The following is a 13,032-nucleotide window of genomic DNA, read 5'->3' on the forward strand; positions in this document are numbered from 1 at the left end:
GGAGGCGCGTCATGAGCCATATTCTGGCCCTTGATCAAGGCACGACATCTAGCCGGGCAATTGTGTTTGACGCAAAGATGCAGATCGCATCTGTCGCGCAGGAAGAATTTCCGCAGCATTACCCGCAATCTGGCTGGGTCGAGCATGATCCCTCGGACCTGTGGGCAACCACCGCAGCTACTACGCGCGCCGCCATCGAGAAGGCGGGGCTTCATGCCACGGACATTGCTGCAATCGGAATTACCAACCAGCGCGAAACCACGCTTGTATGGGACCGAAAGACCGGCAAGCCCATTCATAATGCGATTGTCTGGCAGGACCGCCGCACGGCCGATTTCTGCGCGCGGCTGCGTGCGGATGGTCATGAGCCGATGATCACCGCGCGCACTGGGCTGCTTGCGGACCCCTATTTCTCGGCCACGAAACTGAAATACATCCTCGATAGGGTTGAGGGGGCCCGCGACCGCGCACGACGCGGAGAGCTGGCTTTTGGCACCGTCGATACATGGCTGATCTGGAATCTGACAGGGGGCAAGGTGCATGCGACGGACGCCACCAATGCCGCGCGCACCATGCTTTATGACATTCACAAGGGCCGCTGGAGCCAGAGTATTTGCGACCTGTTCGACATCCCGCGCGAAATGCTGCCAGAGGTGCGCGATTGCGCGGCGGATTTTGGCACAACGCGGGCCGATCTGTTCGGGCGCGAGATTCCCATTCTGGGTGTGGCGGGTGACCAGCAGGCCGCGACGATCGGGCAGGCCTGTTTCACCCCCGGGATGCTGAAATCCACCTATGGCACGGGCTGTTTTGCGGTGCTCAACACGGGCGGGACGCCCGTCACCTCGACCAACAAGCTGTTGACGACCATCGCTTACCAGCTTGACGGCAAACCCACCTATGCGCTGGAAGGGTCCATCTTCATTGCGGGTGCGGTTGTGCAATGGTTGCGCGACGGGTTGCAGGTGGTCCGCGCGGCCCCGGAAACGCAAGCGCTTGCTGAACAGGCTGATCCAAGCCAGGATCTGATCCTTGTGCCGGCTTTTGTCGGGCTTGGCGCGCCTTATTGGAAGCCCGAGGCGCGCGGCGCTGTCTTTGGCCTGACGCGCAATTCCGGCCCTGCCGAATTTGCCCGTGCGGCGCTTGAATCGGTGGGCTACCAGACCCGCGACCTGCTAGAGGCGATGCAGGCCGACTGGGTGCGCGAAGGCGCGCAGCCCACCTTGCGGGTCGATGGTGGCATGGCGGCGAATGACTATGCGATGCAGTTTCTGTCGGACATTATCGGTGCCCCTGTTGACCGTCCGCAAGTGCTGGAAACAACGGCACTGGGTGCGGCATGGCTGGCAGGCCAGCGCGCGGGTGTCTGGCCGGGGATGGAGGATTTCGCCAAGGGTTGGGCGGTCGAGCGGCAGTTTAACTCCCGGATGGATGCGACTGCGCGCGAGGCACGAACAGCACGCTGGAAACGGGCAGTGGAGGCCGTGCTTTCGGTTTGATCACTGACGCGGCTGTGACGGGCTTGACATATCCAATTGTTTTTGTCAGGAAAAAGGCAGACGCCTAGCCAGACGCGCGGTCAGCCCGGCATAATCATATCCGGTTACATCCGGTTTGTGACGTGGAATACCGATGCTGGATCAATGCGCGTGTAAAGTGGTTATGGCCTTGTTGCGCTATGCCGACCTGACAGGCCGGGCAAATGCCTATGCAGGATGAGGATAAGCAACCGGGCGGCATTTCGACCGTGCCCATTGGGAATGGACGATGTGCTGAAGCTGTTCCCACGCATTGCGCCAGAAGCCTGACGGGAGGCGGGCAGACAGCCCATATTTGCCTTATGGGGCAAACATATGTTTTGCGAATTACCCGTGCGGGGAAACTGATCCTCACAAAATAGCCAAGCCAACAGCCAATGATGCCTATCAGGACATATTCATGAGCAAGATTCCCTCACCCTGCATCGATGTGTGCAAATTCAAAAGAGAAGGCCATTGCATCGGGTGCTCGATGACCAAGGCGCAGAAATCCATGTTCAAGAAACTGAAAAAGGAAGCGCACCAAAAGGCCTTTCTGGACCTTTTGGTGCATCAGCAAAACGACATGGGGAAATATCGCCATTGGATAGACGCGTATCGCAAGCGCTGTGACAAGAAAGGTGTCAAGGCGCCGGTCTAGCCCATATCAACCAAGATGCGCGCGCAGCAGCCAGGCGAATTTTTCATGTGCCTGACCGCGGGCAATGACCAGATCCTGCGTCAGCAGATCGCCATTTTCTTCGGCAATGGCGGCAGTGCCCGCAAGAGTTGCTGCAAGAGTGTCCTGCGCCTTGGCGAGGGCCTCGATCATCTGCTCGGCCGTGGCATGGCCGTCATGTTCGGCAACCTTGGACCGTTTCAGCATACCGGCCAGTTGCCCCTCGGCATGGCCGCCCAACGCCTTGATGCGTTCGGCAAGGTCGTCTTGTGCGGTAAAATGGTCCTCATAGATTTGCTGAAACAATGCGTGCAAAGGCCCAAAAGCCATGCCCGTTACATTCCAGTGGAAATTCTGCGCGAGCATGGTGGTGACCGCAGTTTCAGCGACGGATTGATTAAGTGCTTCGCAAATCGCTTCTTTCGCAGAAACGGTTAATTGTTGGGCTGTCTGGGTCATGGACCCCTCCTGTTTCGTGTTGCAAATGCGGGATGCGTCAACACGGGACTGGCTTGCGACTGGCTGGCTACCCGTTGAATCCAGATGTAGTGTATCATCCGGTTTGCTTCAAGTTTTATTTTAGAAAGATTCTAAACTTGATGATTTCTCTCGGAGATTGCTTCAATACCCGCTACCGCGCGCCTGAAACCAGTTCCGGAAGGAACAGAACCAGCGAGGGGACGGCCACGATCAGGGCCACAACCACAAGATCGGCCAGAATGAAGGGTAGCACCCCACGAAACACATCCGTGACCATCACATAGCGGCTGGCGACATTCTTGATGACAAAGACATTCATGCCCACTGGCGGGGTTATCATCCCCACCTCCAGCAGCTTCACCACCAGCACGCCGAACCACACAAGGCTAAGCCCTTGCGCGTCGATCAGGGGCAGAAAGATGGGCAGGGTGACCAGCATGGCGCCGAAAGGTTCCATGAATGTCCCAAGCAAAAGATAGATACAGATGATGATGAGAAGCACCAGCATCATACTCATGCCGCTATCGCTGACAAATGATGCGATCAGGTTCGATACACCCGAAATGCCCAGAAAGCGGGTGAACATGGTCGCACCAATGCCGATGATCAGCAGAGAGCTGGTGGTGATCACTGTCTCATTCAGGGAGCGGCGGATCACGTCGCGGGTCAGTCGTCCCATTGCGGCTGCCAGCGCGACAGTTCCGAAAGCCCCGACTGCCCCGGCTTGTGTTGCAGTAAACATGCCTGAAAACAGACCGCCAAAGACCAGTATAATTAACAGAACGATTGGCAGCACCTGGCGCAGCGATTGCCACAGGTCTGGCGGCTCGACTGCGCCGGTGGGCGGGATGATGTCAGGCCGGAACCACGCGATGCACAGCACCACGATACAATAGGACAGCGCCGTAATTAGGCCGATGCTGATACCGCCGAGAAACACCTGAACGATAGAGGTTTCGGCAATCACGCCATAAATGATCATCAGGATGGATGGCGGGATCAATGCGCCAATGGTGCCGCCCGCCGCAATACATCCCGCTGCGATGGAGGGGCGATAGCCTGCCTTGACCATTTCGGGAATTGCAATTCGGCCCATAGCCGCCGAATTTGCCAGTGACGACCCGGACACGGCGGCAAAGGCGGAACACGCAAAGATTGACGAGATGGCAAGCCCCCCCGGCAGGCGTGCAAGCAACGCCTTGGCCGCGTCAAACAACCCGCCGGTCAGGCCCGTATGATAGGCGACAAACCCCATCAGCAAGAACATGGGCACAGCACTCATGGTCCAGCGCGCGGCGAAGGAATAAGGCGTATTGGCCAAAATACCCATAGCCGGGTTCCAGCCCAACATGGCCCAGATACCGCCAAAAGACACAAGGATCAGCGCCAGCGCTACCGGCAGACGCAGCGCCAGCAGGCCCATCAGTATCGCTACACCCCAAAGACCGATTTCAACACTCATTCAGTGTCTTCCCCAATGTGAGAGGCAAGCAATTCGCGGCTTCTGGGTGACAGCAGCACGATGGTCATCAACGCGCAGGCAAGTGTTGCCGCGCCAAAGCCAATGGGGACAAGGAAATGCGAGTGCCAGACCGGCATCTGAAACCGCACCAGTTCCACGAAAGAGCCAGAGCGCATCTCTCGCAGCGCTTTGAACCATGTTGCATAGGTCAACATGCCGTAGATCAGGGTTCCGGTCAGTGCGATCAACACGTCCAGATTTTCCCGCAGCCGTTTGGGCAGGACGAAATCCAGCAACTCGACCGAGATCATTTGATTGCGCAAGGTCAGCCAGCCCAGCGGCAGAAAGGCGACCGCCACCATGTAGTAGCGCGCCACGATTTCGGGGGTGGTATTCATCGACACGCGAAACAGGTTCAGCAACACGACATCAAGCGTGACATGCAGCATCATCAACACGACGGCGGCACCGCCAATGAAGGACAATAGCCGGCATAGCCCGGCGGAAAACCTGATTATCATGTGCATGCGTTCATCCTGAAATCCTCTGGCCGGTGGGGCCAGAGGTTGGCGTCAAGGCTGGTTCTCAGATGCCATATGTCGACAGATCGACATTCGCCCAGATTTCTTCCATCGCGCGTTCGGACAGGGCAACGGGATCGTCGCCAAGCTCTTCAACGATGGTGGTCCATTTCTCGACCATCGCCGCGAAGTCGCCTGCCAGTTCATCGGCGCTGATGCGCGATTCCGCATCAGAGGCTGCGAAGGCATTGGACGCTTCCAGCAGGGCTTCATCAGGGGTGATGACCTCTATTCCTGCCTCTGCAACCGCATTGCGCGCCGCTTCTGGCAGTTGGAAGCCCCAGCGATCGGTCAGTGTCGGGTTGGCGCGATTGGCGGCGCGCAGCAGTGTAGCGCGGTCATCCTCGCTCATACCGCCCCATGTCGACTGATTGACTGTGAAGTTAGATGTGACATGATAGGTGCCCAGCGGAACATCGGTCACATAGCGCGCCACATCGACCAGACGGAAGGACAGCATGTCCACGATCGAACTCATCGTGCCATCAATAGTGCCCTGGTTCAGCCCTTCGAATTGTTCACCGACCGGCATGTTCACCGGGGTTGCGCCAAAATTCTCTGCCCAGCGAGAGAAGGGTGCCCCGCCCGAACGCAGGCGCAGACCTTGCAGGTCTTCGGCCGTGCGCACCGGGGTGGTGGTGATCAGCACATAGGGGTCGGATGCCCCTGCGCCCAGAAACACCATGCCCTTGTTGCTGAATTCTTCCTGACATGGTTCGCAGTTTACCACGAATTCGGTCATGGCCAGCGCCATCGCGTGGGACAGGCGGCCAATCAGCGCCATATCACCTGCCACATTGGTGCGTGGAAAGTCGGATGCAAAAAACAGCGGCAGCAGGTTGCCGATATTGATCAGTTCGGATTGCAGCGCATCGGGAACCTGTGTCAGCGTGACAACTTCGGGGCCGATCAGGCTCAGGCTCATGCTGCCGCCGCTCTCTTCTTCCAGATAGGTGGCGAAGCGTTCATACATATAGGTTGATGGATGCGCTTGCGAGGCGCCGCCCGCGCCGCGCAGATTTTGCGACATCGCGGCAGTCGTGGTGCACATGGCCAAGGCCGCACCGATCATCAGTGATCTTGACAGTTTCATGGTCTTTCTCCTCCCAGTTAAATGACCTTGATATGGTTGTCTTTGCTTCGCCCGCTCAGGGCGCGTGCGTATCGGACCTGTCGAGGCCGCAGAACTTGCGCAGCAGCCCATTCAGCTGTTGCTGTTCTGCGGTGCTCAGGGTGCCGCGTTCATGTTCGGCCTTGCCCCCGAAGAGAGAGCGAGCTTGTTCCAATGCAGTCCAGCCTGCCGGCAGCACGGACAGGCGAACTGTGCGCCGATCCCCGTCCGGGATCTGGCGTGACACAAGCGCGCGTTCTTCAAAATTGCGGATGATGCGTGTCATCGCGGCGGGCTTTATATGTAGCGCCTGTGCCAGATGACCCTGACGCACCCCCGGCGATAATGCGATCATTCGCAAGATCGTGTATTCGGCTGCCGTCAGCGTGACAGCTTGGCCGGTTTCTTCCAGCTTCTCCGAGACTTGCAGCCAGGCCATGCGCAGCAAAAAGCCTGTATTGTGGCGCAACTCTCCAAGGTTCAGGCCGTCATCCGGCAAGACCGCCACGCGATCTTCGCGGCGGGTTTGTAGCAAGTCCTGTCCCGTGTCCTGCGTCATCCTGCTGCCTTATGTTACATTTGAGAAATGCTAAATCAGAAAATGTTTCAAATCAAACAATTTCTTTTCATACGGACTGGGCGCGGGTCAATTTTGCGCGAAATGCCCCTGTGCGCAGGGTGTCTTTGTATAGCTCGGCGATCAGATCGGCGTTATTGGCGCGCAATGCCCGCTGGTTCAGGCTGCCTTTTTCGGTCACTTCGCCCTTGTCGAAGCTGGGCGTCTGGTCCAGCACGCGTGCCCGCATGACCCGGCTGGCCGAACCCGTCGCGGCCTTGGCCGCAGCATTCAGCGCATCTTGAAGCGCGGCTGCGCGTTGCTCTGGCGGCATTTCCTTCGCGCGCTCGGACAGCAGCAGCAATGCGCCCAGTTCCGACTGGTTCTCTCCCACGATGACAGCATCACGGATCAACCCGCCCATCGCATCTACCAGTCCCGCGCGCATGGACCCGACCGCAACCCATGTCCCTGTCGAAAGCTTGAAATTCTCAGCCACGCGCCCGTCGAAATAGAAGCCTTTGCCCAGATCCTCCGGGTCTGCAGGGCGCAGCGCATCGCCAAGGCAATAAAACCCCTCTTCGTCGAATACCTCTGCGGTTTTCTGCGTATCGCCCAGATAGCCGGGCATGATCGTCGGACCACGCAGACGCGCTTCCAGCTTGTTTCCAGTGGGAACAAGTTTCAGCTCCAGTCCGCGCGCAGGCACGCCAATATTCCCGGCCCGACTTTGAACCTCTGTGCAGGCGAGGGCAAACGGGGCAGTCTCTGTCGCGCCCAGCCCGGTGGCAAGTAACACTTCCTGCCCGGTCACCTGTCGGCCGAGGGCTGAAAGCCGGTCCCACGTATGCTGTGCCATGCCCGCACCGGCATAAAACAGCATTCCGAGACGTGAAAAGAAAGTCGCGGCGAGGGTGTGATCCTGTTCCAGCGCGTCAACCAGCATGTCATAGCCGACAGGGACGTTGAAATACCATGTGCAGGCAATTTCACGCAGGTTGCGCAGGGTTTCATCGAATTTTCCGGGCACAGGGCGGCCATCGTCAATGTAATATGTGCCGCCATGCGCCAGCACCAACATGAACACCTTGTTGCCTGCCGCGGTATGGTTCCACGGTGCCCAGTCCAGCACCACAGGGGGCGTGTCGCGTAAAAAGCGGTAACAATCGCTGATCATGGCACCCATCGCGCACATCATGCGATTGGTATTGATAACCGCCTTGGGGCTGCCGGTCGAACCAGAGGTGAACAGGTATTTCACCACACCATCAGGGCGCAGGGCTGCGCGGGCCTGTTTGGCACCTGTAGCGGGCGTTTTCAGCAGCGCGGCGAAGTCATCTTCGCCATCGCCAAGGCTGATGACCCTTTGCTCTGGCGCGGCAATGGCGTGCAGGGCAGGGGTAAAGGCGGCCGCGTTATCTGCAAACACTGCGCCGGGGCGGAGCAGGGCTGCGATGTCGCGCAGCTTGGCGTGATCTTTCGACACCAGCGAATAGGCGGGTGAAACAGCGGCGAAGGGAATGCCGACATAAATGCAGCCCATTGCCAGAAGCGCATGTTCCAGACTGTTTTCTGACAGGATCAGCAAGGGCCGGTCCGGCCCCAGACCGCGCGCCAGAAGTGCTGCGCCCAGTCGCTGCGCCATGTCGCGCGCCTGTGCATAGCTGATCTTGCGCCAGTCGCCCCCGTTGTCGCGCCGGGCAATCCATGTTGTCGAAGGTGTTTTGTCGGCCCAATGATCCAGATAATCGGCCACCACCGGCAAGGAATCCGGCAGCGGGTCACGCTGGCGCATTAGGATTGTTCCGTCTTCGCGATGCGTGATCTCGAATTGGGGTTGCCAGAAGCGGGTGTCTGTTTTGGTCATGCTGTCACCGTCACCTTGGCGCCATGCGAATTGCGCCATCAAGGCGGATCACTTCGCCATTCAGCATGGGGTTTGCCACGATATGCAGCGCAAGGGCCGCAAATTCGGACGGATCGCCAAGCCGGGGCGGAAACGGCACCTGCTTGCCCAGACTGTCCTGTGCCTCTTGTGGTAGGCTGTGCAGCAATGGGGTCAGGAAAAGCCCCGGCGCAATGGTGCAAACGCGAATGCCCTTATCTGCCAGATCGCGTGCCATTGGCAGGGTCATGCCGACAATCCCGCCCTTGGACGCCGCATAGGCGACTTGTCCGATCTGCCCGTCAAAGGCCGCAACGGATGCAGTGTTGACGATCACGCCGCGCGCATTGTCTGTCCCTGTCGGGTCTTGGGCGGCCATGATTGCGGCCGCCTGCGATGCGCAGTTGAATGTGCCAGCCAGATTGACCGCCAGCGTCTTGCTAAAGAGTGCAGCATCATGCGCAGCCCCGCGCGATACCGTTTTCGCCACAGGCCCGATTCCCGCGCAATTGACCAGAACGCGCAACGCTCCAAGGGACAGGCCGACTGTTTCAAACCCTTCGGCCACGCTGTCAGGGCTGGCCACATCCACTTTGCAGAACACCCCGTCAAGCTCTTGCGCCAAAAGGGTGCCTTCCTCGACATTCAGGTCGAAAATCCCGACCCGCATTCCAGCTTGCGCCAATGTGCGGGCCGTGGCGGCCCCAAGGCCAGAGGCTCCGCCAGTCACAACGGCGGCAGCGTTTGCGAAAGTACTCATGTTTCATCCTCCTCATGCGCGGCGCGGAATTTACGCAGCAGCGCCAGAAACTGTTCCTGCTCTGTTTGGCTGAGCGCGGAGAGCAAGACCTTCTCGTGGTCATGCACGCGCGCCATGGTCCGGGCGTGAAGCCTGCATCCTTCGTCCGTCGCGAGCAGCGCCTGAGAGCGGCGGTCGCCGGGCACCGCTGTGCGCTTGGCAAGGCTGCGCTTTTCCAGCTCGTCGATAATGGCAACCAGACCTGAACGCTCTATTCCCAATCGCCGGGCGACTTCGCTTTGGGTCAGGCGTGGGGTTTCGGTAATCAATGTCAGCACTGAAAAGGCGCGCGGTGACAGCACGCTTTGTTCGACCTGCTTACGAAAATCATCGCGCACGATCATATAGGCACGTTTCAGGTTGTAGCCCAGAAGCCATTCAATGCCCGATTCATCCTCAACAGGCGCCGGATTTGTCCTTGCCATGACCGCGCTCCCTTTCTGCCCGATCTCTCCCTCTGGACTGGTTATCAGTAAAACTGTATTACGACAATACTGTTTACTAACCTAACTATATATGTATAGTGCCCTGAAGCTAAAGGAGGAGGCAGCATGGATGGATCTGGCGAGGCGCTGGTCAGTTACCAGTTGCAAGGCGAGGTTGCGGTCATCGGGCTGAATCGTCCGGGCAAGCGAAATGCCATTTCGGACCGCGTGGTTGAAGCGCTGCGCGACGCGGCAGAGCGCGCGCAGCGAGAGGCGCGGGCCGCCGTGATTTATGGCGAGGGAGATCACTTCTGCGCGGGCCTTGATCTGGCAGAGCATAAGGACAAGCCGCTTTTCGATGCCATTCAGGGCTCTCGGCGGTGGCACGCAATTTTTTCGACTTTTGAACGTGGCGAGATTCCCTTTTTCACCGCGCTGCACGGGGCCGTTGTCGGGGGCGGGCTGGAACTGGCCGCGGCAACGCATGTGCGCGTGGCCGATGAAAGCGCGTTTTTCGGACTGCCAGAGGGGCAGCGCGGAATTTTCGTGGGCGGTGGCGGGTCAGTGCGCATTGCACGGTTGATCGGCGCGGCGCGCATGGGTGACATGATGCTGACAGGGCGGACTGTTTCGCCTGCTCAGATGGAGCAATGGGGCGGGATTTCCTATGTCGTGCCAAAGGGGCAGGCGCTTGCAAAGGCGTTGGAACTGGCGCAAGCGGCAGCAACCAATGCGCCTTTGTCGAATTATGCGATTCTGAATGCCCTTCCGCGCATTGCGGAAATGTCGGTCGAGGATGGGCTATTCACCGAATCCATCGTCTCGGCCCTGACATCTGAAACCCCCGAAGCGAAACAGCGGCTGCGTGATTTTCTTGAGAAACGCGCAGCGCGCCTCAAGGCGCCTGATGCGCCCTGATGACCGGAGAAGACATGAGCATCAATCTTGATGAGATCATCGCCATAGATTTCCACACCCATGCTGAAGAGCCGTGCAATTGCCACCGCGACGATGGCTATCTGGAATTTCAGAAGGGGATGGCGGCCTATTTCCGCAATCCCGCCGGCGCAGATGGCATGTTGCCAACGGTAGAGCAGACCGCTGCCTACTATCGTGAACGCAAGATCGCCGCTGTGATCTTTGGCGTGGACGCAGAGCGAGAGACCGGGTTTTATCGGCACACGAATGAAGAGATCGCACAGATCTGTGCCGAGAATTCGGATATTCTGATGCCCTTCGCCTCGATCGACCCGGCCAAGGGCAAGCTGGGCGCGCGCGAGGCGCGGCGACTGGTGCGCGACTTTGGTGTGCGCGGGTTCAAGTTTCATCCCACGATGCAGGGTTTTTTCCCAAATGACCGCATGGCCTATCCGCTTTACGAGGCGATTGCCGAGGAAGGCGCGATCATGCTGTTTCATACCGGCCAGACAGGGGTTGGATCGGGCATGCGCGGCGGTATGGGGATGCGGCTGAAATATTCCAACCCCATGCATATTGATGATGTCGCGGTGGATTTCCCCGACTCGCCCATCGTTCTGGCGCATCCGTCTTTCCCTTGGACGGAAGAAGGGCTTGCCGTGGCGCAGCACAAGCCCAATGTCTATATCGACATGTCGGGCTGGTCACCGAAATACTTCCCCAAGATATTCGTGCATTACGCAAATACGATCCTGAAACGCAAGATGCTGTTCGGATCGGATTGGCCTGCAATCACACCAGATCGCTGGCTGTCGGATTTTGCCGAATTGCCGATCCGTGATGAAGTGCGCCCGCTGATCCTGAAACAGAATGCAGCGCGGCTGTTGGGGCTGGGCTGAGCGATGTCTGTTCTGGATGACAGCCTGTGGAGCATTGAATTTGCAGGCGCGGCACGCATTCCCGGTTGGGATGGAGAACTTGCACGCGAAGTGTTGGAGCATTTTTCAGCTTTTGCCACCGACAGGATTGCACCGCTGAACCCGATGGGGGATTTGCAGGGCTGCGCCTTGGTCAAAGGGCGCGTTCAACTGCCCGATGGCTTTGTCGCGGCCTATCAGCATCTGGCGGCGGGCGGCTGGCAAGGCCTGAGCGCGCCAGAGGAATTTGGCGGGCAGGGCCTTGGGCCGGTCATTCAGGCGCTGGTGTCAGAGGTGTTTTCCGGTGCGTGCCATTCATTGCAGATGGTGACGGGGCTTGTCCCCGGCGCGATACGACTTTTACGCCATGTTGCCACGCCAGAGCAGCAGGCACGGTTGATTCCGCCATTGGCCTCGGGGGCGTGGTTGGCGACAATGTGCCTGACCGAAGCGGGCGCAGGGTCTGACCTGTCAGCCATTCGCACCCGCGCGACAGAAGGCCCGCAAGGCTGGACGATCAGCGGTGAAAAGATCTTCATTTCAGGCGGCGATCAGGATGCCAGCGAGAATATCCTGCATCTTGTTCTGGCCCGCACGGGGCCAGAGGGTACACGCGGGCTAAGCCTGTTTGCCTGTTTGGCCGAATTGTCCGATGGGCGCCGCAATGGCGTCCGGGTTGAACGGCTGGAACACAAGATGGGCCTGCATGCCTCTCCGACCTGTCACATGGTTTTTGAGGACTGCGCGGCAGAGTTGATTGGCGCACCCGGTCAGGGCCTTGCGGCCATGTTTTTGCTGATGAACCATGCGCGACTGGATGTGGCGTTGCAAGGCGTCGCCCATGCAGCGCGTGCCCATGCGGTCGCACGGGCCTATGCGGGCGAACGACAGCAGGGGCGGCTGCCCGATGGCGGCGCGGCCATGCTGTCACAACATGCCGATGTGCACCGCATGCTCGATGATATGGATCGCCGCACCCTTGCCGCGCGCGCGCTGGCCCATACGGCACTGGTTGCGCTTGAAGCCGGCGATGATGCGCTGGCCGATTTCATGACCCCGATGGCCAAGGTTGCCGGGTCCGAGGCCGGGATGCGCGTGACCGAGACAGCGATGCAGGTTCTGGGCGGATATGGCTACCTGCATGAATATGGCTTGGAGCAGGCGTACCGTGATGCAAGAATCTGCGCGATCTATGAAGGGGCGAATGGCATTCATGCACTGACTCTTGCCAAGCGCGGGCTTGGTCATGCAGGCGGGGCACAGGCGGCGGCGTTTGCGTACTATATCGAACAGATTGCACAGCAACACGCAGACAGGTCATTATCGCTTGCGCTGAAAAACTGGAAAACGCTTGGCGAGAAGGTCTGCGCTGCGCCCGAGGAGAATGCGCATCTGTTCATGCAGTCCAGCATCGCGCTGGCAGAGCTTGCATTCTGGCACCGTGTTGCGACCGAATGCCCGGACAATCACAGGCTGCAAGCGCTTGCGCCAGTGGCGCAGCGCCGGGTAGCGAATATTGTCGAAAGCTGTTTGCAATTCGTCGATACCGGAAATGTGCCGGAGCTTGCGGTCTAGTTTTCGCCACCTGACGAAAGGTTCCCGCGTCCGATCCGATGCTTTCACGAGAGGCGGCTATGCGGGACTTTACGGACATAGCGAGGCGGGGTGCAAAGCCGAGTAGCGTCGGGCCGCGGTGCGGCGA

Annotated in this window: 14 protein-coding genes; 6 read left to right on the top strand and 8 right to left on the bottom strand. The window is 59.0% G+C overall.

What is annotated here, in order from left to right; all coding sequences use genetic code 11:
* Positions 1 to 11: 11 nt before the first annotated feature.
* The 3 genes from glpK to EV660_RS11940 all read left to right on the top strand — a co-directional run bounded on the left by glpK (position 12) and on the right by EV660_RS11940 (position 2,178).
* Entirely contained in the window at positions 12 to 1,499 is a 1,488-nt protein-coding gene (glpK, locus tag EV660_RS11930) for a glycerol kinase GlpK (protein WP_071480230.1), read from the top strand.
* Positions 1,500 to 1,708: 209 nt separating this feature from the next.
* Positions 1,709 to 1,900 (top strand): hemin uptake protein HemP, encoded by a 192-nt coding sequence (gene hemP, locus EV660_RS11935; RefSeq protein ID WP_084634796.1) that lies wholly within the window; start codon positions 1,709 to 1,711, stop codon positions 1,898 to 1,900.
* Positions 1,901 to 1,938: 38 nt separating this feature from the next.
* A complete protein-coding gene (locus EV660_RS11940; RefSeq protein WP_084634797.1) occupies positions 1,939 to 2,178 on the top strand; it encodes a DUF1289 domain-containing protein in 240 nt (79 codons plus the stop codon).
* 6 nt (positions 2,179 to 2,184) lie between these two features.
* On the opposite strand, the gene EV660_RS11945 is transcribed toward EV660_RS11940, so the two are convergent.
* The 8 genes from EV660_RS11945 to EV660_RS11980 all read right to left on the bottom strand — a co-directional run bounded on the left by EV660_RS11945 (position 2,185) and on the right by EV660_RS11980 (position 9,495).
* A complete protein-coding gene (locus EV660_RS11945; protein ID WP_071480231.1) occupies positions 2,185 to 2,655 on the bottom strand; it encodes a Dps family protein in 471 nt (156 codons plus the stop codon).
* Between the two features lie 172 nt (positions 2,656 to 2,827).
* Positions 2,828 to 4,138: a TRAP transporter large permease gene (locus EV660_RS11950; RefSeq protein WP_071480232.1), complete on the bottom strand. Its 1,311-nt coding sequence runs from the start codon at positions 4,136 to 4,138 to the stop codon at positions 2,828 to 2,830.
* Positions 4,135 to 4,665: a TRAP transporter small permease gene (locus EV660_RS11955; protein ID WP_071480233.1), complete on the bottom strand. Its 531-nt coding sequence runs from the start codon at positions 4,663 to 4,665 to the stop codon at positions 4,135 to 4,137. Before EV660_RS11955 ends, EV660_RS11950 begins: the two co-directional genes overlap by 4 nt.
* Positions 4,666 to 4,723: 58 nt before the next feature.
* Complete coding sequence (locus EV660_RS11960; protein WP_071480234.1) at positions 4,724 to 5,812, bottom strand: C4-dicarboxylate TRAP transporter substrate-binding protein; 1,089 nt, start codon at positions 5,810 to 5,812, stop codon at positions 4,724 to 4,726.
* A 55-nt stretch (positions 5,813 to 5,867) separates the two neighbouring features.
* Positions 5,868 to 6,389: a MarR family winged helix-turn-helix transcriptional regulator gene (locus EV660_RS11965; RefSeq protein ID WP_084634798.1), complete on the bottom strand. Its 522-nt coding sequence runs from the start codon at positions 6,387 to 6,389 to the stop codon at positions 5,868 to 5,870.
* A 67-nt stretch (positions 6,390 to 6,456) separates the two neighbouring features.
* On the bottom strand, positions 6,457 to 8,253 hold the full coding sequence (locus EV660_RS11970) for a feruloyl-CoA synthase (protein ID WP_071481988.1): 1,797 nt from the start codon (positions 8,251 to 8,253) through the stop codon (positions 6,457 to 6,459).
* 10 nt (positions 8,254 to 8,263) lie between these two features.
* Complete coding sequence (locus EV660_RS11975) at positions 8,264 to 9,031, bottom strand: SDR family NAD(P)-dependent oxidoreductase (RefSeq protein WP_071480235.1); 768 nt, start codon at positions 9,029 to 9,031, stop codon at positions 8,264 to 8,266.
* Positions 9,028 to 9,495, bottom strand: a complete 468-nt coding sequence (locus EV660_RS11980) for a MarR family winged helix-turn-helix transcriptional regulator (protein ID WP_071480236.1) — start codon at positions 9,493 to 9,495, stop codon at positions 9,028 to 9,030. The genes EV660_RS11975 and EV660_RS11980 overlap by 4 nt, the downstream gene beginning before the upstream one ends.
* A gap of 126 nt (positions 9,496 to 9,621) precedes the next feature.
* On the opposite strand from EV660_RS11980, the gene EV660_RS11985 reads away from it, so the two are divergent.
* Genes EV660_RS11985 through EV660_RS11995 form a run of 3 tightly spaced genes read left to right on the top strand, consistent with a single transcriptional unit; the run spans position 9,622 to position 12,905 of the window.
* Complete coding sequence (locus tag EV660_RS11985) at positions 9,622 to 10,413, top strand: crotonase/enoyl-CoA hydratase family protein (RefSeq protein ID WP_071480237.1); 792 nt, start codon at positions 9,622 to 9,624, stop codon at positions 10,411 to 10,413.
* 14 nt (positions 10,414 to 10,427) lie between these two features.
* Positions 10,428 to 11,312, top strand: coding sequence for an amidohydrolase family protein (locus EV660_RS11990; protein WP_375781721.1), 885 nt, complete (start codon positions 10,428 to 10,430; stop codon positions 11,310 to 11,312).
* A gap of 3 nt (positions 11,313 to 11,315) precedes the next feature.
* The gene (locus EV660_RS11995; RefSeq protein WP_071480238.1) at positions 11,316 to 12,905 is read left to right on the top strand and encodes an acyl-CoA dehydrogenase family protein; all 1,590 of its coding nucleotides are present in this window, start codon (positions 11,316 to 11,318) and stop codon (positions 12,903 to 12,905) included.
* Positions 12,906 to 13,032 lie beyond the last annotated feature (127 nt).

Origin of the sequence: Roseinatronobacter bogoriensis DSM 18756, assembly GCF_004366635.1 — a bacterium.
GTDB lineage: Bacteria > Pseudomonadota > Alphaproteobacteria > Rhodobacterales > Rhodobacteraceae > Roseinatronobacter > Roseinatronobacter bogoriensis.

Excerpts from the sequence above, each read along its gene's own strand:
- EV660_RS11990 (WP_375781721.1), top strand. The coding sequence starts at position 10,428 with ATGAGCATCAATCTTGATGAGATCATCGCCATAGATTTCCACACCCAT.
- hemP (WP_084634796.1), top strand. The coding sequence starts at position 1,709 with ATGCAGGATGAGGATAAGCAACCGGGCGGCATTTCGACCGTGCCCATT.
- EV660_RS11975 (WP_071480235.1), bottom strand. The coding sequence starts at position 9,031 with ATGAGTACTTTCGCAAACGCTGCCGCCGTTGTGACTGGCGGAGCCTCT.
- EV660_RS11965 (WP_084634798.1), bottom strand. The coding sequence starts at position 6,389 with ATGACGCAGGACACGGGACAGGACTTGCTACAAACCCGCCGCGAAGAT.
- EV660_RS11970 (WP_071481988.1), bottom strand. The coding sequence starts at position 8,253 with ATGACCAAAACAGACACCCGCTTCTGGCAACCCCAATTCGAGATCACG.
- EV660_RS11940 (WP_084634797.1), top strand. The coding sequence starts at position 1,939 with ATGAGCAAGATTCCCTCACCCTGCATCGATGTGTGCAAATTCAAAAGA.
- EV660_RS11980 (WP_071480236.1), bottom strand. The coding sequence starts at position 9,495 with ATGGCAAGGACAAATCCGGCGCCTGTTGAGGATGAATCGGGCATTGAA.
- EV660_RS11955 (WP_071480233.1), bottom strand. The coding sequence starts at position 4,665 with ATGCACATGATAATCAGGTTTTCCGCCGGGCTATGCCGGCTATTGTCC.
- EV660_RS11960 (WP_071480234.1), bottom strand. The coding sequence starts at position 5,812 with ATGAAACTGTCAAGATCACTGATGATCGGTGCGGCCTTGGCCATGTGC.
- EV660_RS11945 (WP_071480231.1), bottom strand. The coding sequence starts at position 2,655 with ATGACCCAGACAGCCCAACAATTAACCGTTTCTGCGAAAGAAGCGATT.
- EV660_RS11950 (WP_071480232.1), bottom strand. The coding sequence starts at position 4,138 with ATGAGTGTTGAAATCGGTCTTTGGGGTGTAGCGATACTGATGGGCCTG.
- EV660_RS11995 (WP_071480238.1), top strand. The coding sequence starts at position 11,316 with ATGTCTGTTCTGGATGACAGCCTGTGGAGCATTGAATTTGCAGGCGCG.
- EV660_RS11985 (WP_071480237.1), top strand. The coding sequence starts at position 9,622 with ATGGATGGATCTGGCGAGGCGCTGGTCAGTTACCAGTTGCAAGGCGAG.
- glpK (WP_071480230.1), top strand. The coding sequence starts at position 12 with ATGAGCCATATTCTGGCCCTTGATCAAGGCACGACATCTAGCCGGGCA.